General features: G+C 48.2%; 22 protein-coding genes. 12 read left to right on the forward strand and 10 right to left on the reverse strand.

Translation table 11 applies throughout. The features are described 5' to 3' along the window. The first annotated feature begins 10 nt into the window (after positions 1–10). The 3 genes from D1627_RS08805 to D1627_RS08815 all read left to right on the forward strand — a co-directional run bounded on the left by D1627_RS08805 (position 11) and on the right by D1627_RS08815 (position 2,373). Entirely contained in the window at positions 11–592 is a 582-nt protein-coding gene (locus D1627_RS08805; RefSeq protein ID WP_119431894.1) for a porin family protein, read from the forward strand. A gap of 328 nt (positions 593–920) precedes the next feature. Next, complete coding sequence (locus D1627_RS08810) at positions 921–1,586, forward strand: porin family protein (RefSeq protein WP_119431895.1); 666 nt, start codon at positions 921–923, stop codon at positions 1,584–1,586. Between the two features lie 124 nt (positions 1,587–1,710). Beyond that, positions 1,711–2,373 carry a porin family protein gene (locus tag D1627_RS08815; RefSeq protein WP_119431896.1) on the forward strand — a complete coding sequence of 221 codons (663 nt, stop codon included), beginning with the start codon at positions 1,711–1,713 and terminating at the stop codon, positions 2,371–2,373. A gap of 61 nt (positions 2,374–2,434) precedes the next feature. Here D1627_RS08815 and D1627_RS08820 read toward each other — a convergent pair whose 3' ends face one another. The 7 genes from D1627_RS08820 to uvrA all read right to left on the reverse strand — a co-directional run bounded on the left by D1627_RS08820 (position 2,435) and on the right by uvrA (position 15,093). Continuing rightward, positions 2,435–3,796 (reverse strand): dipeptidase, encoded by a 1,362-nt coding sequence (locus D1627_RS08820; protein WP_119431897.1) that lies wholly within the window; start codon positions 3,794–3,796, stop codon positions 2,435–2,437. A 96-nt stretch (positions 3,797–3,892) separates the two neighbouring features. Then, positions 3,893–4,540, reverse strand: a complete 648-nt coding sequence (gene plsY / locus D1627_RS08825) for a glycerol-3-phosphate 1-O-acyltransferase PlsY (RefSeq protein WP_119431898.1) — start codon at positions 4,538–4,540, stop codon at positions 3,893–3,895. Between the two features lie 154 nt (positions 4,541–4,694). Beyond that, positions 4,695–9,482: a hypothetical protein gene (locus tag D1627_RS08830; protein ID WP_119431899.1), complete on the reverse strand. Its 4,788-nt coding sequence runs from the start codon at positions 9,480–9,482 to the stop codon at positions 4,695–4,697. Positions 9,483–9,524: 42 nt separating this feature from the next. After that, the gene (gene prmA, locus D1627_RS08835; protein WP_119431900.1) at positions 9,525–10,352 is read right to left on the reverse strand and encodes a 50S ribosomal protein L11 methyltransferase; all 828 of its coding nucleotides are present in this window, start codon (positions 10,350–10,352) and stop codon (positions 9,525–9,527) included. An 8-nt stretch (positions 10,353–10,360) separates the two neighbouring features. Further along, positions 10,361–10,717 carry a DUF6150 family protein gene (locus tag D1627_RS08840; protein WP_233555571.1) on the reverse strand — a complete coding sequence of 119 codons (357 nt, stop codon included), beginning with the start codon at positions 10,715–10,717 and terminating at the stop codon, positions 10,361–10,363. 91 nt (positions 10,718–10,808) lie between these two features. Then, the gene (gene tpiA, locus D1627_RS08845) at positions 10,809–11,570 is read right to left on the reverse strand and encodes a triose-phosphate isomerase (RefSeq protein ID WP_119431901.1); all 762 of its coding nucleotides are present in this window, start codon (positions 11,568–11,570) and stop codon (positions 10,809–10,811) included. A gap of 715 nt (positions 11,571–12,285) precedes the next feature. Further along, complete coding sequence (gene uvrA / locus D1627_RS08850) at positions 12,286–15,093, reverse strand: excinuclease ABC subunit UvrA (RefSeq protein WP_119431902.1); 2,808 nt, start codon at positions 15,091–15,093, stop codon at positions 12,286–12,288. A 489-nt stretch (positions 15,094–15,582) separates the two neighbouring features. Between uvrA and D1627_RS08855 the strand changes: the two genes are divergently transcribed. Then, entirely contained in the window at positions 15,583–16,620 is a 1,038-nt protein-coding gene (locus D1627_RS08855; RefSeq protein ID WP_158607163.1) for a T9SS type A sorting domain-containing protein, read from the forward strand. A gap of 265 nt (positions 16,621–16,885) precedes the next feature. On the opposite strand, the gene D1627_RS08860 is transcribed toward D1627_RS08855, so the two are convergent. Next, on the reverse strand, positions 16,886–18,145 hold the full coding sequence (locus D1627_RS08860) for an MFS transporter (protein WP_119431904.1): 1,260 nt from the start codon (positions 18,143–18,145) through the stop codon (positions 16,886–16,888). 291 nt (positions 18,146–18,436) lie between these two features. Here D1627_RS08860 and D1627_RS08865 point away from each other — a divergent pair, with 291 nt between their 5' ends. The 8 genes from D1627_RS08865 (at position 18,437) to D1627_RS08905 (ending at position 24,296) form a co-directional block, all read left to right on the forward strand. Continuing rightward, positions 18,437–18,871 carry a hypothetical protein gene (locus D1627_RS08865; protein ID WP_119431905.1) on the forward strand — a complete coding sequence of 145 codons (435 nt, stop codon included), beginning with the start codon at positions 18,437–18,439 and terminating at the stop codon, positions 18,869–18,871. Positions 18,872–19,199: 328 nt separating this feature from the next. Continuing rightward, positions 19,200–19,538, forward strand: a complete 339-nt coding sequence (locus tag D1627_RS08870; RefSeq protein ID WP_119431906.1) for a hypothetical protein — start codon at positions 19,200–19,202, stop codon at positions 19,536–19,538. 204 nt (positions 19,539–19,742) lie between these two features. Next, positions 19,743–20,123: a group III truncated hemoglobin gene (locus D1627_RS08875; protein ID WP_119432505.1), complete on the forward strand. Its 381-nt coding sequence runs from the start codon at positions 19,743–19,745 to the stop codon at positions 20,121–20,123. A gap of 598 nt (positions 20,124–20,721) precedes the next feature. After that, a complete protein-coding gene (locus D1627_RS08880; protein ID WP_119431907.1) occupies positions 20,722–21,324 on the forward strand; it encodes an RNA polymerase sigma factor in 603 nt (200 codons plus the stop codon). After that, positions 21,299–21,529 carry a hypothetical protein gene (locus D1627_RS08885; RefSeq protein WP_119431908.1) on the forward strand — a complete coding sequence of 77 codons (231 nt, stop codon included), beginning with the start codon at positions 21,299–21,301 and terminating at the stop codon, positions 21,527–21,529. Before D1627_RS08880 ends, D1627_RS08885 begins: the two co-directional genes overlap by 26 nt. A gap of 18 nt (positions 21,530–21,547) precedes the next feature. Next, complete coding sequence (gene nth / locus D1627_RS08890; protein WP_119431909.1) at positions 21,548–22,231, forward strand: endonuclease III; 684 nt, start codon at positions 21,548–21,550, stop codon at positions 22,229–22,231. A 652-nt stretch (positions 22,232–22,883) separates the two neighbouring features. Then, the gene (locus D1627_RS08900) at positions 22,884–23,519 is read left to right on the forward strand and encodes a hypothetical protein (RefSeq protein WP_119431911.1); all 636 of its coding nucleotides are present in this window, start codon (positions 22,884–22,886) and stop codon (positions 23,517–23,519) included. A gap of 189 nt (positions 23,520–23,708) precedes the next feature. Further along, on the forward strand, positions 23,709–24,296 hold the full coding sequence (locus D1627_RS08905; RefSeq protein ID WP_119431912.1) for a phospholipid scramblase-related protein: 588 nt from the start codon (positions 23,709–23,711) through the stop codon (positions 24,294–24,296). A gap of 75 nt (positions 24,297–24,371) precedes the next feature. Here the strand turns inward: D1627_RS08905 and D1627_RS08910 are convergent, their stop codons facing one another. Beyond that, complete coding sequence (locus D1627_RS08910) at positions 24,372–24,842, reverse strand: DUF4890 domain-containing protein (protein ID WP_119431913.1); 471 nt, start codon at positions 24,840–24,842, stop codon at positions 24,372–24,374. Positions 24,843–25,026: 184 nt separating this feature from the next. Further along, the gene (locus D1627_RS08915; protein ID WP_119431914.1) at positions 25,027–26,229 is read right to left on the reverse strand and encodes a glycosyltransferase family 4 protein; all 1,203 of its coding nucleotides are present in this window, start codon (positions 26,227–26,229) and stop codon (positions 25,027–25,029) included. Positions 26,230–26,287 lie beyond the last annotated feature (58 nt).

The raw sequence follows: 26,287 nt of genomic DNA on the forward strand, positions 1-26,287 counted from the left end.
GCCTAAAACTATGAAGAAGACTCTCTTACTTTTTGCATTTATGCTGGCAACCGTGTTTGCTGCACAAGCTCAGCTGCACCTAGGCGTGCGCGCTGGCGCTAATTATTCTGGCTTAACTGGAGACGAAGCGCCGCAAACCGATAGACTCTTTCGCTTCCATGCGGGTATTACCTCCAAGTTTTTTCTGACAGAGGATCAGTTTTTCGCCATACAGCCCGAGTTGCTTTTCTCGCAGAAAGGCGGCGAATCCAAGGATGACAACGTAAAGACAAAAATTAGTTACCTGGATGTACCCGTGCTAGGCCATATTAATGCTGGACCTATTTATTTTGAGGCTGGCCCGCAGGTATCTTTCCGTGTGGGAGGCGACATTGAGGTTGGCGGCACGAACGTAGACGATGACCTTGACCAATTCAAGAGCACCAGCTTTGGCTATGCGGCAGGCGTAGGCTTTGCGGCTACATCACTCGGTCTCAATATTGGCGTACGCTACAATGGCGATTTTTCACAGCTCAATGATGATGATAATGCTCCTGAGTATAGAAACAGCGTTTTTATGTTAACGCTGGCCTATATGTTCCCGGGCAGGTAACACTACCAAAGTACGATTAAAACTATGGAAAACAGAAGTCCGGTATATTGCCGGACTTTTTATATGTCTCCCTCGTTGCGCCTTTCAGCACCAAAAAATATTTTTCCCCTCTATATAGATAAGTGCTATATTTTTGGCCCACTTGTTGCTAACACATCCAGCAGCACAGAAGAGGAAAGCCGCTGAAACCAGCACTCTATTTTAGTATACTGTCTGCATCAGCACCTTGCACTCTTTTTGAGCATAATACAGGAGCAAATTAAATACTTTTTTATCTTTTAACACGTATGTTGTGCGTTAAGAGCACATTAACTAACCAAACACGATTATGAAGAAGGTAATTTTCACTTTAGCAATTGCACTAGTTTCTTTTGCAACAGCACAAGCCCAGGCGACTTTTGGTGTTCGTGGCGGTGCTAACATATCTAACCTCTCCGGTGATCTGCGTGATGAAGACCGTTTTGAGAATAAGGTTGATTTCCATGCAGGTATAATTTTAAATTTTCCGGTGGTAGAGAACTTTTTTTCTATTCAGCCAGAGCTTTTGTACTCTAAGAAAGGTTTTAAAAGCAATGACGAGGAGTTTACGAACTTACTTCTTCAAGAAAGAAGACGCGAAGGCAAGGTAAATTACAATTATCTAGATTTACCTGTGTTAGCGCACATTAATGCCGGACCCATTTACTTTGAAGCTGGTCCACAGGCTTCATACCTGCTTAGCGTAAACAATGAGACTACACTTTACGACGGCAACAACAATAAAATCTCCAGCACACGCGATGAGAAAAGCAAAGATGGACTGGATGAGTTTGAGCTTGGTTATGCCGCAGGTATCGGCTTTGCATCTAAAAACGGCATTAGCCTGGGCGTGCGTTACAACGGCAGCTTTTCTGACTTTGTAGAGGAAGACGTAAACTTTGAAGGAGACTTAACCAACGCCAGACACTCTGTGTTTATGGTTACCCTTGGTTTAAGATTCCCGTCAGGCAGATAGTATTTCTTTTCCTGTTTTATAAAGCCAGTCCCGCCCTTGTGGTGGGGCTGGCTTTTTTTATGCCGCCCAACTTATTAGCTATTGCCATAGTAAACTTAAGTACCTGATTTATACTTTCGAAACTATGAAAAAGCTATACTTGATTCTTGGGTTTATACTTGTTGCCACGCTTTCTGTGCAGGCACAGTATGCACGGTTTGGCGCTAAGGTTGGCGGTGGCCTCACCACTGCGCAAGGCGACGATGCCTCCAGCAGCACATTAGATCACTTACCCGGTTTTCATGGGGGCGTTATGCTGAGCTATGAGTTTGTATCGCGGCTAGCTGTGCAGGCGGAGTTGCTTTACGAGCAGAAAGGCTTTGAGTATGATGAATACCCGATAAGCACCACCGAAGCGCTGGTTGATAACCTGCGCTTGCATTACCTTACCCTGCCCGTTATGCTGAAAATTCAGAAAGGCGGCCTTTTTGCTGAGGCTGGCCCCTATGCGGGCTACCTGCTTGCCGAAGAAACCCAGGTGCAGCGCATCGAGCGCAACGGCTCTGGCAGCGGCAACCCCGTTATACTTGGCGACTACCCGCTCCGCATCAACGATTTTGAGCGCTGGGACTATGGCTACACCGTTGGCATTGGCATAGAGATGGACAACGGCTTCTCCATGAGCTTCCATAATTCAGGCGGCTTCAAGTCATTCTCAAAAGACCTCGACCAGAAAAACTTCGGATTCAAGCTAAGCGTCGGCTACCTGATTCCGGCACCTTCCGCCGAAGACATGATGGGCCGCTAAATAAAAAATGCCCGGCTGCGTGGGCAACCGGGCATTTTTGGCAATACTTTAAAGTATGATCTTACTTCATTTCCGCAAAATACTTATAGAACAACGGAATCGTTTCGATGCCTTTCATGTAGTTAAACAGCCCGAAATTTTCGTTCGGTGAGTGGATGGCATCAGAATCAAGGCCAAAGCCCATCAGCACAGAATCCAGGCCAAGCTCAGACTTAAACATAGCTACAATAGGGATAGAACCACCGCTGCGCACCGGAATCGGCTTCACGCCAAACGTGTCTTCGTAGGCTTTGGAGGCAGCCTGATAAGCTATAGAGTCTGTTGGCGTAACTACCGGCTCGCCGCCGTGGTGCGGTTTAACCACTACCTTAACGCCGGCGGGCGCTATACTTTCAAAATGCTCCTTAAACTTAACTGTTATTTCTTCTGATGTTTGGTGCGGTACCAGGCGCATCGAGATTTTTGCATAAGCCTTAGACGGGATCACGGTTTTGGCTCCCTCACCGGTATACCCTCCCCAGATGCCGTTTACATCCAATGTTGGCCTAATGGAGTTGCGCTCCATGGTTACATAGCCTCCCTCGCCGTGCACATCGCTTAGGTCCAAGGCTTTTTTATACTTCTCCAGGTTAAACGGGGCGCGGGCCATCTCGGCGCGCTCTTCTGCGCTCAGATCGTCCACGTTGTCGTAGAAGCCAGGTATGGTGATGTGGTTATTCTCGTCGTGCAGCGAGGCGATCATCTTGCAGAGTATGTTGATTGGGTTTGCCACAGCGCCGCCGTAAAGGCCGGAGTGCAGGTCGCGGTTAGGGCCGGTAACCTCTACCTCGTGGTAGCTTAGGCCGCGCAGGCCAGTGGTAATGGATGGCGTATCGTTGCCTAGCATGCCTGTATCTGAAATCAGAATTACATCGCCCTGCAGGCGTTCTTTATTTTCGCGCACAAAGGTGGCCAGGTTTACCGAGCCAACTTCCTCTTCGCCCTCGATCATAAACTTCACGTTGCAGGCCAGTGTACCCGTCTTCACCATCGTTTCGAAGGCTTTTACGTGCATGTACATCTGCCCTTTATCGTCGCAGGCGCCGCGGGCGTATATTTTTCCATCTTTGATAACTGGCTCAAATGGCGGCGAGGTCCAAAGCTCGTACGGGTCGGCGGGCTGCACATCGTAGTGGCCATATACCAGCACGGTTGGCAGGCTTGGGTCTACCATCTTCTCGCCGTATACTACTGGGTTGCCGGCTGTTTCTACCAACTCCACGTTATCGGCCCCAGCTTCCAGCAGGCGTTCTTTCAGAAACTCTGCGTTGCGCAGCACATCGGCTTTAAATTTAGCATCGGCACTAACAGATGGGATTCGGAGCATGTCGAGCAGCTCGTTTACAAAGCGGTCTTTGTTGTCGTTGATATATTGGTTTATCATAGCGTAGTAACTGAGTTTTGACTTAAAGTTACAAAAAAAAGCCACCCTTGCGTGGCAGGATGGCTTTCGAAAATATTTTTATACTTGTAAGGAGAGTCAATTTTTTCGACCTAGCTTAATATTGGCCTTGCTCTCTTCGCCGGCTATCAGGCGGTTAATGTTTTTGCGGTGCGTGAGTACTACCACGGCAAAAAGTATAAATCCGAAGATAATAAGTATCGGGTTTTCGGGGTGGAAGCGCGGTACCAGCAAAAGCAGCAACGGAAACGACAAGGCCGCAATAATTGAGCCCAGCGATACATACTTAGAGGCAAAAAGCACAATAATGAAGATGGCAATACACATCAGGGCAACTATCGGCTCGATGGCCAGCATCATACCTAGCAGTGTTGCCACGCCTTTGCCGCCCTTAAAGCGCTCGTATACCGGGAAAATATGCCCCAATACGCCTAAGGCACCGAAAATCAACTGAAATATAATGAGTTGATCGGCCTCAATCGCTTCGAAAATAACTAAGAAACCTGCCAGTGAGGTAGCCGTCCAGCCTTTAAAGATATCGAGCAGCATAACAACAGCGCCTGGCTTTTTGCCCAGCACCCGAAACGTGTTCGTGGCTCCGGAGTTACCGCTGCCGTGTTGGCGCACATCGATGCCGTAATATGCCTTGCCAATCCAAACGGCAGAACAGATAGAGCCGATCAGGTAAGCAGCTATTGCAAAAACAGCCATCAAGAGTAAATTCATAAGTCGTATTCGTTAAATCTGGGTATGTTTCAGGCCACAGCCTTTCTTAGCAAAACCTGCGTTTTTATAGCGAAAAACAAGCCCAAATATAGTTAAATCTTAATTCACTGTCCAAAATTAAGTATCTCTTTAACTCTATACGCTATATTTATACTTACTGGTTGTTGCCTGTTTCCTCTACCTCAAATGGGTCCTGCTTTGCTTTCTTGTTCTTCTTCTTTTTTCCTTTGCCTGAGTCCTCTTCCGTTATCTCCTCAAAGTTGCCCGTTGGTTCGTTAACTACCTGCTGCGTAGCGGCCTTAAATCCTTCCTGCCCACCAAGGTAAGTTGCCTGGAAGTAATTCAGGAACTCGTTTTTCTCGATCGGCATGCCTTCATAAATTCCGTAGCTGCTTGTGGAGCCACGGCTGCCTTTAGCCTTTGAGCGAACGGCTTTGTTAAATTTATCGTCTGAGGAGCCCAGAGTCAAGCCATTCTCGAAGTAGCTAAAATAGTACCAGGTGTATGGATCGGCCTGCAAGTATAAATTCACGACCGGGTCGCCATACATGTCCTGCTTCAGCTCGAGGTAGCCATCCATGCGGGCGTTTATGTCATCTTTCAGGCTGCTTGCCATACTAATGCCGCCTACGCTGTACCAGGCATTTTGCTTGGTAGACCAGCGCAGGTCCACGTCGCTAAGGATGAGGCTGCGCTGCAGTTTTTTGGATAACTTAGGTAGCTCCACGTAAGTAACCGCTGCCTGCTCTTTATACTTTCGCACCTCCCTATCACCGATAAACTCGCCTAGTTTGTAAAGTATGGCTTCATCAGCATTGTCGATGGCACTCACGGCTCCGGCAGCGTTGCCGCGCAGGTTACCGGCCATAGCCTCCAGCGCCTGAGTTGGCATATCCAGGTCAAAGGCCAGGAAAGTATCCAGGTTATAGCGGCTGCTATCTACGTTGGCATCGCCGCTGCCCGAGGCTTCCAGCTTAAAGTTCTTCATCGGTTTCAGCAGGTTCAGCTTACCCTCGAAACGCACCGTGTTGGTAGCTTCATTGTAAAGCAGCATATTCCCTTCATAAGCGCCTTCGTAGGCACGCTCCTTGCGGCCAATCTTAAACTCAGTTTTTTCATTGTTATAAGACAGCAAGCCGTCTACTGTAAACAAGTCCAGATCTTCCTCAGCCTGCTTTTTAGACACAAATGTATTATAAAGCGTGCCACCTTGTGCCGATACGTGCAGACCTGTATGCAATAGCGTACCATCGGCTGCTTTTGGCTTGATGATCGGGATACGTACGTTGCTTGGGTCCAGAGTGTCTTTCTTGTAAGAGAACCAATCCGAGTCTGCCGGGTTACCGGTAAAGTTCAGCTTCAGGTCGCCGTCGAAGTTCAGGTGCTCGTTTGGCGCACTCATCAGGATATTGCCCCGATAAAGAATCTTCGGAAAAATGTAGAACGTTTTACCTTCTTCTATACTTGAGGTAGCATATGTATAAACGGGTTTCTTTTTCTGCTGCGGATTACCATACACAAAGTCTGAGAATTGCAATTTAATCGAGTCTCCGGCGGCATTGTAATAGTCATGCAGGGCATCGCCTTTAAAAGCCATTCGCGAGAGCACATCGATGTTACCGGCATACAGCTTATGGTATTGCTGCACCGAGTCGGCCAGAATTTTAGCATTGCGCAAGGTGCGTATGGTTGCATCGGCGGCAACGGCTACCTTGCCGCTATCCGGCACTATATACACATCGGCTACGGCAATATATGGCACACCGCCTGCGCGAAGCGTGTTATCCTTTAGGTTATACTCGCCGCTGGCTGCCATAAACTTGAGGCCTTCCTGCTGTGGGTGCTGTGAGAAGAACCAGTTTTTTCCGCCGTTCTCATCAGCTTTCAGGCTGACCTTTTGTTGGTTCATATCCCAGCGGGCACTACTCATACTTGTTTTATACTGTGCCTTCGGAAACTCCAGGCTGGCCGCGCCTTTCTGCTCACTCTCGAAGTCCACGAAACCCTTGGTCATATCATAGGTAAAGGCTACATCCTGGGCTTTAATACCTGGGCGGCCAACCACATCCGATTTCACGAGCATCTGGGCATGGTTGCCGCTAAAGCCGCGTTGCTTAAACTGCAGGTTGGGTGAGGTAACGTTGGCAGTCGGGTTATCGAGCACGCCGCTGCCGTACAGGCCACCCGGCGAGAGCTTGGCAACACCCGTGAAAGTATACTCCTCTTTATAGAGTTTCATCGGGTCTTGGGTGGTTTGCAGGTACATGGTATCGGCCTGCGGTTGCCAGTTCATGTTAAAGTTAGTGAGCTTAGCCACCGGGAAGGCTGCTCCGCCGCTGTTGCTTTCGGTTATACTCACCTCAGTGCCGCCCTTTACTGTGGCTCCGTTTTTATAGTATGTATACTCTTTCGCTTTTAAGGTAGCGCCTAAGTATTTCAGCGTGCCCCTGCTTTGTATACCCGCTGAGCTCATCATGATAGTATCATATACCATCCCTTTACCCCCATAGGCCGGCAGGCCTTTAGCCGAAGGCTGGTAGTAAAACCCAAGTGTCTCGTCGGGCATCATCTGCATTTTGGTCTTTATTGGCGGGAAAATGCCTCCGGAGTTAAATGTACCGTCGAAAGCCACTACGCCTTTGCCTGAGCTTAAGCTATCCAGCTTAAAAGGAGGCATGTCGAAGTATACAGTGCTGTCGTAAGAACCGCCTGCCACATCAGGGCGCGCAAAGGCTACCTGGGCACCGGCTACGGCATCAAACTTTGGGTATTCGGCGAAGTGTTTTTCCCCGGACTTATTGTTTGGCTTGTTGATATACAGCTTGCCCGAAAGTTTGCCGCTGTTACCGGTAAGTACCTGGTCTGATACTTCATCTTTGCGCGAGCGGCGCTTATTAGAGATCAGGGCTACTGTGTCGAGCTTGGTCAGGTCAATGGCAAACTCATCGTAGTTAAACCTGAACTCGCTGCCTTTAAAAGCTAGGCTGCTGGCAAAAACCTGTCCATCAAACTCAATGTCGCGGTTTTTCAGGATGTGAATCTCTTCGCGGCGCGGCAGGATGTAAACGCTGGCGGTATCATTGTTGAAGGCCACTTTGTTTACGCCGCGCACGGTCAGTTTATTGTCTTCCAGGTTGAGGGTGGCGTTTCGGCCCGATGGCACCACGGATTTTATAACCAAGTGATCATAGTCCTTGAGGTCGCGGGAGGCACCCACGTAATGCCATGCTTTTGGCTTGAGTTGGATGTAGCCGGAGGCCGGGTCATAGTCCAGGAAGCTCTGCTGCGACATAGCGGCGGCGGCCTCGCGCACAGCAGTCTCGTTCAGGCGGGTAGATTTGGCCACATCGGTAGCGTAAAACGTGCTTGTCTTTGCCTTTGCTCCGTAGCCTACCAATATCTGCAGCGGGTGAAACGGTGCTATACCTACCAACTGCTGGTAACGGTTGTTAGAGTAATATTCCGTAGACTCCAGCTGTACTGGAATCAGGGTTTTAGTGTTCAGGATAGAAAATTCAATTTCAGGCTGGTTTAGGTTCCAAAACACACGCTCTGCCGTTATTTCCAGCTTGTGGTAGGTATCAAAAAATGGCGTGCGGGCATATGGGCCTTTGTCTTTGGTAAGCGTCAGCGAGTTTTCGCGCTCAGCGTAACGCAGCTGCATGGCCGGGTGCGTGATGGAATCCTGGCCCTGATAAATGGCCACCGACGCCCGGTTGGCAAGCACCAGAGAATCCTCAAAAGTATAATTGCGAGCCATGGTCCGGAACTTGCGTTGCCCTTGGTTCAGTACCTCCAGCTTAGAAAGGCTGCCATCCATCGGGCGGCTGCCAATGATGTTCCCGGTCAGGGAGAAACCACCGGTATAGGCAATGCTAGGGCCCAGGTTTTTCAGTTTGGCATCGCTGGTGAACGACGTAAACTTAGGGTAAGGGTAATTACCGTTTTTGCGCTTGCTGCTGAGCCACTCTAGCCCACCCTCTACAGGTGCGGCAAGCACTTCAGGGTAACTTACTTTTACATCCGGTGCCTTAAACCCTGCAAAGCTGGTATTAAAGTTATACTTGCTAAGCTCTGCGGAGGCCGGCTTGCTCTTTACCTCCCAGGCAAAGGTGCCGCCCTCGCCCACAAACATGTTGCTGGCCATCATGAGCTGCCCCGAAGTATGGTTTATACTTGCCGAATCCCAGGGTGTGATGAATGTCAGGCTTACGTTCTCCAGTTTCAGCACTGGGCCCGATACCTTCGGCTGGGCTGGAACGAACTGGCGCTTTAGGTTTTCAACGCGTTTCTTTGCTGTTTTCTGTTTGTCTTCTTTGGTAGGTACTGGCGCAATGGTTCCCCAGCCGTCGTCTTCTATCAATTCGCCGTTGCTGTTCACCTCATCATCCCAGGAAGTGGTGCCCCAGCCGTCTGCGGTTTCGGCTTTATTGTCTGCAGCTTTGCTGGTACCTTCGTAGGCAAAGCTAAAGTTGCCGCCAGTGGCCTGCAGCGTATAGTATGAGTTCTGGAACAGGCGGTTTTGGTTGAGGTAAAGGCTGGCGGTGCTCAGAAATTGCTCCAGCTGCTTGGTTTCTTCTTGCTGCACCGCCTTGTTGGTTACCTGCAACAGGCTGTTTAGCTGGCTTGCCGGAAGGTTCTGTTTCTGAACAGCCGCTGTTAGCATGGAGAAATAATTGGCGAAGTGCGGGTTGCTGCGCATGCGCTTGCGGTACATGTGCTGTGCAATATCCATCACATCCTTTTTTTGGCCGGAAGTAAGCTTTCCGCTGTTCCAGACTTCGTCAAGGTCAGCGGAAAGCTTCTCGGCATTTTCCACTTTACCGGCAAGCAACATGGCCTTTACGTCACTTACAAAATCATCAGGTTTATCCGATAGTTTGGTCTGGGCCTGCGCCGTCAGAATCGTCAGGAAGAAGAGTAAGGGTAAAAGTCGTTTCATACGGTAAAAGTTGAATATTTGCGCGGGTAATCGCTTTGGTAATTAGTTTTTAAATAGGGCCGATACCCAGTTATTTTTCACGCGGTGCGATACATAGGTTAGCCCCAGTTCCTGGGCGCGTTCCTGCAGCATGGGCAGGTCTTCGGTGTAGAAGCCGCTCAGCAGCAACCATCCTTCGGGCTTTAGCACAGCCGTGTAAGCGGGCATATCCTCCAGCAACACATTGCGGTTGATGTTGGCAAGTATGATATCGAAAGGTGCCTCGCCGGAAATGGTTTCGGCCCCGCCCAGGCGCACATCAATACTTGCGTAGTTGTTTAGCTCGGCATTCTCGCGGGCGTTCTCCACGGTCCAGTCCTCAATCTCCACGGCAACGATCTCTGAAGCGCCCAGCTCGCCAGCCATAATGGCCAGAATGCCGGTGCCGCAGCCCATATCCAGCACGCGCTTGCCCTGGTGGTTGAGGGTCAGCTGGTTCTCGATCATGAGGGTGGTGGTTTCGTGGTGGCCCGTGCCGAACGACATTTTCGGGTTGATCACGATATCATACTTTGCTTCGGCGGGTTTCTCGTGAAACGATGCGCGCACCGATACCTCGCCACCAATAAACAGGGGCTCAAAGTTTCGTTCCCACTCCTCGTTCCAGTTCTGGCGCTCGATCTTCTGCACCGTATACTCCACCTGCACAAAGTCGGCGTAGCGGCCAAGGGTGTCTTCCAGCTCCTGCTGGCTATACTTGTCTTCTTCGATGTAGGCGCTGAATCCTTCTTCGTTCTCTACAAAGGCATCAAAGCCCAGCTCTCCCAGCTCGGCTGTCAGGATATCAGCGAAATCCTGGTTTACTTTTAGGGTTACTTCTATAAAATCCATGGTAGTTGTTAATCGCGGCAAGTGGCAAAAGAGCGCACATCGGTAAAGTGCACCGTAAAATCGGCCTGGTAGCGCTGCTCCGTTACGTAAAGTATGTGGTCGGCAAAGGCCTTGTTCGGGGTGATGAACCAGATAGCGGTGCCGTCGGCAAAGAGCTTGTTGTTCTCGCGGTACACCACCATGTTGGCAAAAGCCTCCTCCTCTCCCAGGTACACCACATGCGACGCCGTGTTTTTGTAAATCGGGTTGCGCTCCAGGTACACAGACCCAAAAATCTGGCAATGGTTGCGCGTTACGGCAGGCTTAACGGGTGTGGGTGTAAGGTGTGGCAGCAGCGCCATCCAAAGTATGAACAGTATCTGCATTCTGAAATTTGTTAAAATTCAGGGCAAGATACAAAAAAAAGGTTGCTAACTTATTAGTTTAGCAACCTTTTTTACAGAACAATATTGTACTTTAAAAAGATTTAATCACATCTGTAAAGTCTCTAGACTTAAGTGAGGCGCCTCCGATCAGGCCGCCATCCACATCAGCTTGCGAGAATAGCTCTTTGGCATTAGCCGGGTTGCAGCTACCTCCGTACAGAATCACGGCTTTGTAAGCAGCCTCGGCATCGAACATTTTAGCCAGTTGCTCCCGGATGTATTCGTGCATTTCCTGCGCCTGCTCGCTGCTGGCGGTGCGCCCGGTGCCAATGGCCCAGATCGGCTCGTAGGCGATTACAATCTGGTCAAACTCCTCGTTGCTGAGGTATGAAAGGCTGTCGTGCAGCTGCTTACCCACGTACTCGAAGTGGCGGTCGGCGTCGCGCTCCTCCAGGGGCTCACCGCAGCAGAAGATTGGCTTCATGCCATGGGCAATGGTAGTTTTCATTTTTTTGTACAGCATCTCGGCATCCTCGTGGTGGTACATGCGGCGCTCGCTATGGCCAATAATCACGTACTCCACGCCCACAGACTTCAGCATACTTGCCGATACCTCGCCGGTAAACGCGCCGCTTTCGTGCTCGCTTACGTTCTGGGCTGCCAAATGCATTTTTTCGTTACCCTGTGTTAGCTTGCCCACGCTCTGCAAGAAAGGAAACGGAGGAGCCACGATCACGGAAACATCACCGTTCACCTCGTCCTTCACCATGTTATCTATTTCCGAAACCAGAGAAAGCGCTTCCTCATAGGTTTTATTCATTTTCCAGTTGCCTGCAACAATCTTCTTTCTCATGTTTTATACTTTGTTGTTGATGGTTATACTTGCTTTGGCTGTTGTACAGCGTTACGGCAAGTTAGCAATTACTAATAAAAGATAGTAAGTGTTATTGATGCAAAATATGCTTAATGCAAGAGAGGAGAGCATGATTGCTCTCCTCTCTTGCATTAGCTTAGTTATTACGCTTCTGTTGTGCTTCTTTTCGGGCATCTCATTACATAGTAGTATCCAATGAAAGGGATAAATCCAACTATCAATAAAGCCTTTAAATTATAAGGATGCTTACTGGTTATGGCTCCAAAACAATATCTAGCTACCAGCCATACATGTATAAAAACGAAAAAAATCCAAATATTTCCGAAGTTGATATTTAAATAAGTTGTTGTCATATCCTTTAGTTATCCATAATTAATTGCCTTTCCTAAGTGCTCCTGTTATTACTCACAACACCAGTATATTCCGGCATATATGAACTACCACCATGGCTCATTCCTGTATAGAGTAATACACTAAAGTTAAACAATAAATTGCTACCTGAAACACTTAATATATTTAAACCAAACCCTCAAAAAGAACTACCTGTGTTATAAGTAGGTATTGCCCAAGATGTAATATTACCGTTTTGAATCAGCTTTATACGCTATTTCAACCGTTACATTAGAACAAGGCCAATCATTGATCTTCCGGTATAGTTTGCAAACCTATCATATCCACCTCTTTCGGTTTATACTTACAGCCTGGTCTTCAGGAACCTTGCCGTGTGGTTATCCTCTAGCTTGGCCATTTCTTCGGGCGTGCCCTCAAACAGCAAGTGGCCGCCGTTGGTGCCGCCTTCAGGGCCCAGGTCGATGATCCAGTCAGCACATTTCACAATATCCATGTTGTGCTCGATGATGACCACGGTGTTGCCGTTCTCGATGAGCGCGTTGATGGATGTGAGCAGCTTGCTGATGTCGTGGAAATGCAGGCCGGTGCTTGGCTCGTCAAAAATAAACAGGATGTCGCTTTGGTGCGGCTGCGCGCCCTTGGTAAGGAAAGAAGCCAGCTTTACGCGCTGCGCCTCGCCCCCCGAAAGCGTATTGCTTGACTGCCCCAGGCGGATGTAGCCCAGGCCAACATCGTTGAGCGGCCGCAGCTTTTCCACGATTTTTGGCAGCTCGCCGAAAAACTCGATGCTGTCGGCAATGGTCATGTCCAGCACTTCCGAGATGCTCTTGTCTTTATACTTTACATCCAGCACGTCCTGCTTAAAGCGCTGTCCGTGGCAGCTCTCACAGGTCAGGTAGATATCGGCCATAAACTGCATCTCAATTTTCACCTGCCCTTCTCCCTGGCATACTTCGCAGCGGCCGCCCTCTATGTTAAACGAGAAATGCGACGGCTTGAATCCGCGCGATTTTGCCAGCGGCTGGTCGGCGTACAGCGTGCGGATGGCATCGTAGGCTTTAACATAAGTTACCGGGTTAGAGCGCGACGATTTACCGATCGGGTTCTGGTCCACGAACTCCACGTGCTGAATGGCATTATAGTCGCCGGCCAGTTTGTCGAACTTACCGGTTGCCTCTGCCGAGGAACCGTGGAGCTTCTGCATGGCCGGAGCCAGTATTTTCTTGATCAGGGTGGATTTTCCGGAGCCGCTCACGCCTGTTACCACCGTCATCACGCCCAGCGGAATCTTCACGCTCAGGTTTTTCAGGTTGTTCTCGCGGGCACCGTGCAGCTCTATGGCGTTGCGCCACTTGCGCCGCTGGGTTGGCACAGGCACCTCCAAACGACCACTCAGGTACTTGGCTGTGTAAGTATCGGCGGAGTTAGCCAGTTCCTCAAAAGTGCCCTGGAACATCAGGTTACCGCCACCAGAGCCTGCTTCCGGCCCAATATCGATCAGCTGGTCAGCGGCACGCATCATTTCTTCTTCGTGCTCCACCACAATCACCGTGTTGCCGATCTGCTGCAGCGTGCGCAGCACCCCGATCAGTTGCTCGGAGTCTTTGGGGTGAAGGCCTATACTTGGCTCATCCAGGATATACATGGAGCCCACCAATGCGCTACCCAGCGAGGTGGCCAGGTTAATGCGCTGGCTCTCGCCCCCGGATAAAGTGTTTGAAAGGCGGTTAAGCGTGAGGTAACCCAGGCCTACGCGCTGCAAATAGCTTAGCCTGTTGCTTACCTCCGTTACCAGGCGCTCGGCCACATTTTGCTCATGCTCCGTTAGCTCTACATTCTGAAAGAACGGCAGCACTTGCGTAATTGGCATCAGCACGAGGTCGGTTATACTTTTGCCGCCCACTTTTACGTAGCTAGCATCTTTGCGCAGGCGCGAGCCTTTGCAATCGGGGCAGGTGGTGCGGCCACGGTACCGCGACAGCATCACGCGGTACTGTATCTTGTGCGTTTGCGACTGTATCTCCTTAAAAAAGGCGTTGAGGCCAGAGAAGAATTTATTACCCGTCCAGAGCAGCTCCTGCTCCGCTTCCGTCAGCTCGTTGTATGGCCTGTGTATCGGGAAATCGAAGCGGATGCCGTTTTTGAGCAAAGGCTGCAACCACTCGTTCATCTTATCAGAACGCCAGGGCGCTATGGCTCCTTCGTATATTGTCAGGCTTTTATCAGGGATAACCAAGTCGGGGTCGATGCCCAACACGCTGCCGAAGCCCTCGCAGGTTTGGCAGGCGCCATACGGGTTGTTAAAGCTGAAGAAGTTAACAGATGGCTCTTCGAACACAATCCCGTCCAGCTCAAACTTATCCGAGAACACGCGCTCCTGGCCATCGCCGTACAACAGGCGGCACTCGCCGTGGCCCTCAAAGAAGGCCGTTTGCACCGAGTCAGCGATCCGGAATTGCAGGTCCTCGTCCGAAGTATAAATAACTGCGCGGTCAACGAGGATGTATACTTCCTTGCCCAGCTTCGGCTTTTTCTCCTCCAGCAGTTCCTCTATAAAGTATACTTGCTCGTTGGCGTAGATGCGTGAATAGCCTTTTTGCAGCAGCAGGTCCAGCTCTTTGGCCAGCGTGCGCTCCTTGTGCTGCTGCAGCGGCGCCAGTATCATCACGCGGGCCTCATCCTCCAGCGAGAAGATAAAGTTTACCACATCCGTTACCGTATCCTTCTTTACCACATCCCCGGACACCGGCGAGTAGGTTTTGCCAATGCGGGCGTAAAGCAGCTTGAGGTAATCGTAAATCTCGGTACTGGTGCCTACCGTGGAGCGGTTGTTTTTTATACTTACTTTTTGCTCGATGGCGATGGCCGGGCTGATGCCTTTGATATAATCGACATCCGGTTTATCCATGCGGCCCAAAAACTGGCGCGCATACGAGCTAAGGCTCTCTACGTACATGCGCTGGCCCTCGGCATACAGGGTATCAAACGCCAACGATGATTTGCCAGAACCCGATAAACCGGTAACTACGATAAACTTATTCCGGGGCAGCGCCACGCTCAGGTTTTTGAGGTTGTGTACCCTTGCCCCTTTAATTATTATGTTCTGGCGGGCATCAAGCTCGTCCAGGTTATCTGCAGGTGTGTTAGCCATATAGTATAAGGCCTCTCTGGCAAGTATAACCCACCACGGCAGAGGCCATTTTTACGCTGATTATTAATTGGTAAAGTTACGAATAGATAACCTCTTTTTGAAGGGCTTTGTTGCACTGCCTGTCGCAGCATACTAAATTCTGAGGCTCGGCTGTTGCTACAAACCGTGCTGCCCGTGTTACCTGCACCAGGCGTGGCGCAACGTCTGCTGGTTTCTGAAAGGGCTTCCCTAAAAAACGCTTTGCCCAAATAATAGTACACTTCACCAAATAGTATGTAACTCTCCTAACGCCAGAACATTAGCGCCGTACTATAAACGAACTACTAAACCTCCGGCAGTTACTTTGCCTGTAATGCCTCGCTGAGCTGCCCCACCCTTAGCAGCGCCCGGCACATAATGCATCCCCATGCTGCCGCTTGGCCCATACCCTTATGCCAGTGCCAGTTCCGCCACCCAGACCTGTTTTTTTACTCGTTAACTCATCCTGCTATGAAAAACTTTACTTATCATAAATATCTATTCCTGCTAGTGTTTTTGTTTTTAGGGGCGTCTCAGGCACAGGCGCAATACTATGGCCCTTCGCGGTGCTTTTATGAAGGCGATTGCTTTCGTTTAGAATATGAAGCAGTGCTCCAAGACCCTCTGAACCCAGATGACCTGATTGTTGTGGTTAGCGCCACGCCTTCAACAGTGGCTGCATGTAGCAATGTGCAAACCTTTACATTTACGCCTGTTGGCGGATCGGCAATTACCTATTCCAGGGCCCGCCTGCTAGCCGACCCTATTGTGCAGCTATCTGTAGACAGTGAGTTGTTTCTGGCAACACCGAATGTCCTGGTTTCCACTGTCTCCGTTATAACTATACGCACGCCATTTTTTACATTTAACTTCCCGTTCCTAAGCAACGCGATAGCCCTGCAAGCCGGTTTAGACTCTGGGGACCCTTGCGTTTCGATTACACCGCTGCCTGTAGAATTGGCAAGCTTTACAGGAGCCGCTACAGCCAATGGCATTACACTAGAATGGAGCACCGCCAGCGAAGACAATAACAGCCACTTCGAGATAGAGCGCAGCCCCGACGGCAAGGCTTTTGAGCAGATCGGGCTAGTGCAGGGCCATGGTAACTCTTCCGTGATGCTATACTATACCCATCAGGATAAGCGGCCAAAGCCCGGCACAAACTATTACCGCCTGAGACAAGTAGATTTTGACGGGCAGTTTGAGTATTCTAAGATTATTGCCGTTAATGCCTCCGAAAGTATGGCGCAGGAGCTGCAGGTTATACTAGCGCCTAACCCGTGCCAAAACGGTGATTGCGACATCAGCCTGCTTAACCCTAACCAACAGCAGGAAATACAGCTGCAGCTACAAGACTTATCCGGCAAAGTAATTTTCGAGCAAACCGTAACAGACCAAAACTCTGAGTTAAGGCTTACAAAGCAACAATTGCAACAACTGCGCGGCATGTACCTCCTGTCGGCCAAAGCTGGCCAGAAAACAGTTCGGCAGCGAATTATACTTGAGTAGGCTAAACAATATTTATATCTTCAAGAGTATATCTCTACTCCTATCCTAAGTTAATCTTTTAAAAACAGAACGATATGGAAAAAGTAGATCAAGAAAGCTTGGATTGTTATCAGCGGATATTGTTATAAGCGTACCTACAAGAATTATAATAAGAAGATAAAGCCTGTACACATACGGGCTATGGTATAGTATAGCTCTACAGTAAACAGTCGCGTCTCTAGCAACTTATACTTACTAGGGGCGCGACTGTTTTAGGCTTGGTTGCTTATACGGCATCTTTAGGCGATAAATCCAGCACACGCAATTTATCAGCTTTTAAGGCTGTAACGCCTACTACAACCAGCGTCATAATGCCGCCGAAGACCACAGCCGGTACTGTGCCCATCAGCCTGGCCGTAAACCCCGACTCAAAGGCCCCAATCTCGTTAGAAGAGCCCACAAAGATATTGTTTACCGAGGAAACCCTTCCTTTCATGTATTCCGGGGTTAAGGTATGGATCAAGGTTGAGCGGATAATCATACTTATGCTATCAAAGGCGCCACTCAGGGCCAACAGCCCTAGCGAGAACCAGAAACTGCGCGACAGCCCGAATAGCACAATGCACACTCCAAACCCTGCCACGCACCAAAGCATTTTTCTGCCTGCCTCTACCGTTATCGGGTTATAAGCCATAAGTATAGCCATCAGCACCGATCCAATGGCAGGCGCGGCACGAAGCATACCGAGACCTTGCGGGCCAATCAAAAGTATATCAGAAGCAAAAATCGGAAGCAGCGCCACCGCTCCACCAAAAAGTACAGCAAAAAGGTCTAGCGAGATAGCGCTAAGTATAACCTGGTTGCCAAATACAAACCGGATGCCTGATTGCAGGCTTTCTTTCAGGTTCTGCGGATTGGCGTTTTCCGGCAAGGGTTTTCCGCTGATCATACTAAACGATACTAAAGCCAGCAGCACAAGTATAGCATCGGCACTGTAAGAAGCTTTGATGCCGTAAAAGCCATAGAGCAAGCCCCCAATGGCCGGCCCTGCCACCGATGCCGCCTGCCAGGTAGTGGTGCTCCAGGTAATGGCATTGGCATACAGCTGCTTGCCGGGCACCAGTTGCGGCATAAACGAGAACACGGCAGGCCCCATAAACCCGCGCGCTATACCACTCACGAAGATAACGCCATATATCGGCAGTGCGCCGTAAGTTGCCAGCACTTGGTTTGTATCCAGCGTAAAAAACAATAATGCCCCCGAGCAGAAGGCTAATAGCGTAATAACCACAAGTATGATTTTCTTGCGCTCCACCACATCGGCAATATACCCGGCATATAGCGAGACCACAATGGACGGTATAGCCTCGGCTAAGCCGATAAGGCCAAGCGAGAGCGGGTTCTGGGTCATTTCATAGATCTGCCACCCTACAATAACAGCCTGTATCTGCATGGCAAGTGTAATGCATAGCCGGGCAACAACATACAGGCGAAAATCGGGGATTCTGAGAACAGCATATGGGTCGTGGAGGCGAGTGCGGCTCATGTGTACTTTGGATATCTATTGAGGCTGTAAAGCTACACCAAAAGGCTTATCCGTTAGTGATCATTTTTCCCGTACACAATGTAAAAGTATAGTTATTTTAATATCTATCACGCCTAACTTGCGTATAACCACTCCTTTATAATATATATTTTTATTATATTGCAGAAAGCAGGCTTTATAATAACATTATCCGGGTTCTATCCGGTCCGTGAGAAAAGATACTATGTGGCGTTAAAAGTATCTGACAAAAGGGCGAATAATGCACGCGCCCTTCATTTTAACCCATACCTTATGACAGCCATTTATAAACAGGAACTTCCATTTTTGGCCGTATCTTACCGCAAAGACCTTGATGTGCTTTTTTGCAGGTGGCACATGGCTGTAGAGATGCCTCAGTTTACCGAAGGGTATTTTGCCTCCTTAAGAATAGCCACACAGCATAAAGCCTGTTTTTGGCTTCATGACCTGCGCATGCGTAATGTTTCCACATCAGTAGAGCGCGAATGGTTTATAAAGCATGTGGTACCGCCGGCATGCCAACTCTCGGATAAGGGTATATATGTAGCATACCTTATGTCGCCATTACAGCGCCAGAATCTTGTATCTGCCACCTCGCCTGTATCAGACGTCATCAGCTATGGTGCCCATTTGCATACGCGCTACTTTATAAGCGAGCATAACGCGTTAGCGTGGCTGGAGCAATGCCGACAGGGGATCTTCGCCTGACAAAGTGCAGACCACCAGCTATTTTATTCGTTTATCACAATAACATCCAAAATACTTGCTAAAAATATAAGTGTTGTTTGTAACTATGCTTCGCAAATAGGGGTATAAACTACTCACCTTTTTGCAGTAGGCAAACCCGTATCAAAGGTGCTGCAGCGCCGATATTACAATGCCAGCAAAAATATTTTATTACCTCTTTGTTATGAAAGAGGCTCACGCTTTATTAAATCAAAAAGTATAATTTCTGAGCCAACGCATGTTTTTTTGGCGCGTATCTTGAAGGCAGTAAGACGTTGATAAAATTAATATTCATTTAAAATTGGAATCCATGCAAGCACTGGACATCAAAAACCTGTTGGATAACATTGAACGAAAGGTGTGCCAGCAAGAGATAACTACTGACGACGCAGTAACGAAATTCATAAATTCAGAAATCGCCCAGGCCATAAACCTTAAGTATAAAAAGGAGCATCAGGCTGAGGAAGACATGATGAAGAATGTTTCGTGTACTACGCTGGAGTGTTATTTGGAACACCTGAAGAATGTGGAGGCCAAGTTAAAGCAGCCATCCAACATCTCGGCGCAATGCAGCCCTGTAGAGGAGCGCGACATTAACCGCCGCCTGTTACTTATCCTGAACCGCTTAAAAGGCTACAGCAGAAAGTAACGCTTACGCATCACCTTAATATATTGTAAGACTATCCTTCGAAGATTCCTCAGCTCTCTCGAAGGATTTTTTATTTTTATGCCTTTTACCTTTTATATGAAACTTCCCTTCGCTGATATAAATCATTTTTCCGGGCTTAAAAGTTAGCTTGCTTTGTAAACTGATAAAATACTGAGCTATTAAACGAGCCAAGCCATGCAGAATATGAAACGAGACATTACAACGGAGGAGGATATAAAACTGCTTGTAGATACTTTCTATACCAGCATAAGCCAGCATCCGCTTCTGGCACCTGTTTTCAACGATTTTGCTAAAGTAGACTGGGCCTCACACCTGCCTGTGATGTATAGTTTCTGGAGTTCTTTGCTTTTAGGAAGCGTAACGTATGCAGGGCGTCCTTTTCCGAAGCATGCGCGCCTGCCCATAAAACAAGAGCATTTTACGGCTTGGCTAAACCTGTTTATAAAAACCGTGGATGATTTGTTTGAAGGTAACAAGGCAGAAGAAGCAAAGCAGAAAGCCATGAACATTGCCCGAGTTTTCCAAATGCGTATGGGCCTGTTCAGCTTGTTAGACCAGGCATAGCAAATCCTGCCCGGCTCTCCATTTCTAAAGTATAACGTAAACTTGTATTCGATTTTATTACATCAAAGCCATCACATTTCCAGTTTTTCTAAGAGGCACTAAGGGCAGGGGACCTCTTTTTGTGAGATCCGATGCCCGTAGGGCAACGCCCTGGCGCAAAAGGAAACACAGTACCGAGCGCGAAAACGCGGCCTCGCGAGCGCAAATACGTCTATTTGAAACTATAGGGATGTGTCAGTTGCAATAAGTTAATTTCTAAGATCACGTTAAAGCATTTTTTTAAGCTTTAGTCTAATCCGAAAGGAAGCAACCAGAGAAAATATATAGCTAAACTATATGTTGAAAAATAAATTTAACTCATCTTATTATATTTTTAATTATTCCTGCGTATACCTTATTTATAGGTTGGCAGGCGCAACGCAAAAGTAAGATAGCAAGTATACGGCCTGCTAAATTTTTCACGGAATAGCAGTGAGTGCTCTTGCACATCTAAAAGGCATTCTATATATTTGATTTACACTTCAGAAAAAATCTGTTATAACCTAGTAAACGCAACAATATGATATAAAGCTCTACGTTAACCTAATGTAGCTTTACGATGAATACAACTACCCAGATGAGCGACTCTGCTTTAGTCTCGCTCTACATCCAAGGTAATGAGAGTGCGTTTGAGCAGCTAGTAAACAGGCACAAGAACAAAGTTTACACTACTATTTTATTAATTGTAAAGGACTCGTACACAGCGGAGGACCTTATGCAGGATGCGTTTATTAAAGCCATCCATACCATGAAGGGCGGCCGCTACAACGAGGAAGGCAAGTTCTCGTCGTGGATATGCCGTATTGCCCATAACCTGGCAATAGACCATTTCCGTAAAGAGAAACGAAGCCCGGTGATCACACTGGAAGACGGCAGCAACGTGTTTAACACGATGTCTTTTTCTGAGGACTCGGCTGAGTCGCTGCAGATTAAAGAGGACACGCATGCCCGTCTGCGTGAGCTTATCCAAACGCTGCCACAGTCGCAGCGCGAAGTGCTGATGATGCGCCACTACGCAGACATGAGCTTTCAGGAGATAGCCGACGCCACCGGTGTGAGCATCAACACAGCCCTGGGCCGTATGCGCTATGCGCTTATCAACCTCAGGAAGAAGATGCTAAAAAGTAATATTGCGTATGATAAAAACCTCTACTCAGAATGAGCTGATCCAGTATGTATATGACGAGTTGGCCGAAGACGCCTGCACGCAGCTGGAATCCGCGTTTATGCAAGATACCGAGCTGGCCGAGGGCTGCTCCGAACTGCTAAGGCTGCAACAGCTGCTCGATGGCGCCTCTAAGGTCCCGAGTAAGCGTTCCGTCCAGAACATATTAAATTACTCAAAAAGCTTAAGTTTGCAGTCTTAACCGATTGCAAACTTTTTTATGCAGAAGAAGCAACGCTACAAGCTCCTGATTGAGTACTTTACCCAACACTTTCCGGAGCCCGAAACCGAACTGGCATACAGCAACCCCTACGAGCTCATTTTGGCCGTAGTGCTAAGCGCCCAGTGCACCGACAAGCGCGTGAACATGGTAACGCCTGCCCTTTTCGAGGCTTACCCTACGCCCGAAGCACTGGCCACGGCCACGCCCGAGGAGATTTTCCCGCTGATAAAGAGCATTTCGTACCCAAACAACAAGGCCAAGCACCTGGCCGGGCTGGGCAAAATGCTGGTAGAGCAGTTTAACTCCGAGATACCAGACACAGTGGAGCAACTGGTGAAGCTACCGGGCGTGGGCCGCAAAACTGCCAACGTAATAGTATCGGTTATCTGGAACCAGCCGGCCATGGCCGTAGACACGCACGTGTTTAGGGTAAGCAAGCGCCTGGGCCTGGTAACTAAAACCGCCAAAACACCGCTGGAGGTAGAAAAACAGCTGGTAGCCAACATCCCGAACGAGCTAGTCTCTAAAGCGCACCACTGGCTGATACTGCATGGCCGCTACATATGCGTGGCCCGCCGCCCGAAGTGCGAGGAATGCCCCCTCACCCACTTCTGCGCCTTCTTCCAGAAGAACTTCCCTAACATCCCCGACGATCCTGAGAATAAACTCGGAGGAGTATAAAGTATAAAAGCCTGCTGCACTACTTTTTGCGGCAGGCTTTTTATTTGCAAAAAATATCGGAATGATGCTATATTGTATGAGGAAGCTATTTGGCTTATCTACTCATTTCTGCTGATAAGCGGGAAAACGTTTGTTTATACACTAGTTAGGCTATCAATATGGAAACTCAAAAATGCTTTATATAGCTTTATTCTTGGTATGGGCACCCACCTTTATTGTGCCCCCGATTCATAAATATTTGAGAAATAGGATTGTCTTTACCTGTTACATTGTAATAGGAGTCTTAATTCTCGGCATATATACTGCGAACTATGTTCACAATCTTTCCACTCTCGAAAAGTCCCATGCTCCATTCTATATAAGTCCTTTAGTATTCGTGATTTTGTATAAAGTATTTGATATGATAGTGCAAAGAAAGCTTAACAGGCATATGTATTTTAATACGAGGTACGCAACAAACAAAGAATCATTGGAACAAACCACGTTAGAGTGGTTACTTCAGTTGATACTTATTTTTGTTCCTTTAATTTGTGGCGCTATCTGGCTTTCATTTTTTGATTAAAATTAATCCGTTAACAACACCAATAGTTTAGCTACTGCACATTATTGATAATATCCGTCCCCCCAATTAATACACCATCTACCAACCCCTATGAAAAGATACTTGATCTTACTGTTGCTTACAGTGGCTAGCCTGAAGTTACAGGCTCAGGATTTGAAGCTTGATGTTTTCGGAAACCTGAATTATGAGTCTAAAGAGCAGCGCTATGAAGCTTCTTTGAAGAAAGATGTTTTTGATAACCTCATATTCACGGATAACAACAAAAACGAACTGACCTTTGCCAAAAAGTACCTCGATCTGAATTACAAATACTTGCAAACAGATGAAGAAGCTAGAGTTGACTTTTTCAGGCAGGTAATTAACCGGTTCATATCAGATAGAGGATACAAGGCCAAGTTTGATGTTGACATACTTGATAATATTATCATAGAGGATAACAGGAATGGCAAAGTCGAAATCGGCACAGATATTTTTGGCAATACCACTTATGAGGAAAAAAGAAGCGGTGTAAAAGCCTCTGTTAAAAGAGATCTCTCCGGAAACCTGGAGTTCCGAGCCGGTAAAGCGCAAGCCCAACTCAAAAAGAGCGTCTTCAACAAATGGAGTTACAGCGACAACAGCGGCACTAAACTCGAGTTTAGCCCTGAAGCTTGGAATAAGATGCTACGGATGTATGAAAGTGATGAGAACGTTTTCCTGTTTCTGGTGAATACTTTTCTTATCTAATAGTAAGTTCCTAGCTTTCAGCGCGCGCAATAGCCGGTTTTATATCAACAAGCCAAACTTAAGGGTCAGGTTTTTTAAATCGAGGGAGGAAATGCTGCAATACAGGAGAGAAAACAGTTTGTAACGCATTTTATACTTGATTTCCGCTATATTTAGGATATCACATAAAACTCAGAACAAACTTACCCTATGCACCCTGCCTTAAACCAAAACGCATACTTTGTAAAAGAGCACACCGGCATCTTTAAAGCCTCCAACAACTACGACATCTATAACCCGCACACGCAGGAACTAACGCTTACCTGCCGCGAGGAAAACCTGGGCATACTTACACGGTTGCTGCGCTTTTCGGATTACAAACGCATGACTCCCTTCCGCATTGAGGTTAGAACCGCAGCCGGCGAAAAAGTGCTGACGGTGCGCCGCGGCGTTGCCTTTTTTGTGTCTACGGTAGAGGTACTGGATGAGAACGACGAAGTAATCGGTAAACTGAAACAGAAATTCTTCTCGCTAGGTGGCAAGTTTAACGTTTTTGATGCCCACGATAATTACCTATTTGCGCTACAGGGCGAATGGGCAAGCTGGGAGTTTAAGTTTGTAAAGGACTCACTGGAGTTTGCACAGGTTAGCAAGCAATGGGCCGGCATGGGCAAAGAGCTGTTCACGACGGCAGATAACTACATGCTCAGCATTACAGACCACGTACCGCAAGACAACAACCTGCGCACGCTTATACTTGGCTCCATCATGTGCATCGATATGGTGCTAAAAGAATAGACACGCATACATCTAGAAGCAAAAAGGGTGAAGCCGTTACAGCTTCACCCTTTTTAATTATGTACTCTCTAGTCTTTAGCTTTGGCGCTCCAGCTTTTCGCCGCGCTGGCCTTTACGGTGTTCACGGCCTTGCTGGTGTTTGGCGCGCTGCTCCTCGCGGGTAGCCTCATACTGCGCATACTGCTTTTTAGTGAGGATGTCCTTTAGCTCTGCATTCCAGCGGGTGTGGGCGGCCTGCATCTGTTTGCGGTGCTGTGGGTTGCGCTTATCGCCTTTCTGGTGCTGGGCACGCATAGCCTGCATCTCCTGGGCCTGCTTCAGGTTAAGGGCCATCAGGCGCTTTGTTTGCGAACTATTAAGATCCAGCTGCTTGCTTAGCTTCTCGGTTTTGAGCTTAGCGTGATCTTCCGGGCTTTTCTTCACTTTATCTTTGCGCTCGCTGCGGTGTTCTGCGCGGTGCTTGCCTTCTTTTTGTGGAGATGTCTGTGCAAAAGTGCTTCCTGTAACCAGTATTCCTAATGCTAGTGCTGCAATTATCTTCTTCATGATCTTTTCGGTTAATATGGGTGAATCGCTGAGCGTACAGACCTAGGATTCCTGCTCAGTTATTTTCCGTATTCCAAATGATGTGCCAGAAATGCAACACCTATACTTTGTAAGTAAAACTTACACGAAAAACATCATTATAAACCACTAATATTAAGACACTTAAAGCAGTTTGTTGAGATTACTATTTTTTAGCTGCAGCTTTTAGAAGAACTTTTTCAACATCCAATACAAGCCTTTTCCGATCAAATAATTTTCGGGCCACTGCTTCTCCGTTTTGGCTGAAATGCGTTAGCTGCGTTTGGTTTGCAAGCACTTCCTGTAGCTTTTGCACAAGCGCTTCAGGTTGCTCTGCGGGCACATACCAGCCGCAATTATGTTCTTCTACAAATGCTTTTGTCCAGCCGGGATTTGTTACTATAGTAGGTGTACCGCAGGCCACGCTATCGTAAAACTTGGCAGGTGAGTTACTGGCTAGCACAGGTATCTTGTTAAAAGGCACCAATGATACATCTGCTAATTTAAAAAGCTTAAACACTTCGTCGCGCGGCTGGGACGGCAACAATAACAAATTTGGTAAACGTTGAGCCAATTCTAGGAGTTGCGGTTCGTAATACCCATTACCCGTAAGTATGAATTTTATACTTTCATCATTGGCAAGATGCTCCATGGCTTGCATTAAGCTAGGTATGCTGTTGGCACGCCCATAGGTTCCGGCATATAAAACCACGCGTTTTCCCTGTAAGTTATACTTCTGGCGCAGCTCTGCTACATCCTGTGGGTCTACAGCATCTATCACCTCCAGGTCGGTGCCATTGTAGTTGGTCGTGATCTTATCTTGAGGTATGCCCAGGCCGGCAACGTACGCTGTCATGTCCGGGGAGAGGGTTATGATATTGCTGGCGCTCTCGTAAAGGCTCTTCTCCATTTTATACAACCTTTGTTGCAGCCAGGAGTTCTGCACGGCGCCCATCTGAATCGGAAAGCTTGGCCACAGGTCCTGTACTTCAAACACCCATGGAATGCCCCGGAGCTTAGCAACCTGTGCTGCTACCCAGGGCGTGCTTAGCGGCGTAGACACAGCCCAAATCACATCCGGTTTAGGCATTTGCATAGCCTTCTTAAAAGCGCTCCCCGCAAAGCCTGCAAAAGACTTCAGGCGCTTGCGCACGCCCATCTTGTTGGCGTATGGTGCCTCGCACTCCAGCAACTCCACGCCACGAGGCACCCAGCTATACTTATGGGTAATGCGGGTGCGCCGCCAGCCATCACTGGTAACCAAACTTACCTTATGGCGTTGCACCAGCTCTTGCATAAAAGAGTAATGGCGGCAGGTAGCGGGGCAATCCGGGTTGTGATGGTGCTGGTTAAGTATGGCAATATGCATGCGTGGTATTTAGTAAGTGCTTGTTAGCTGCAGTGTCGGTTAAGCTTCATAACTCCTT

This window comes from Pontibacter oryzae (assembly GCF_003576375.1).
Taxonomy (GTDB): Bacteria; Bacteroidota; Bacteroidia; order Cytophagales; family Hymenobacteraceae; genus Pontibacter; species Pontibacter oryzae.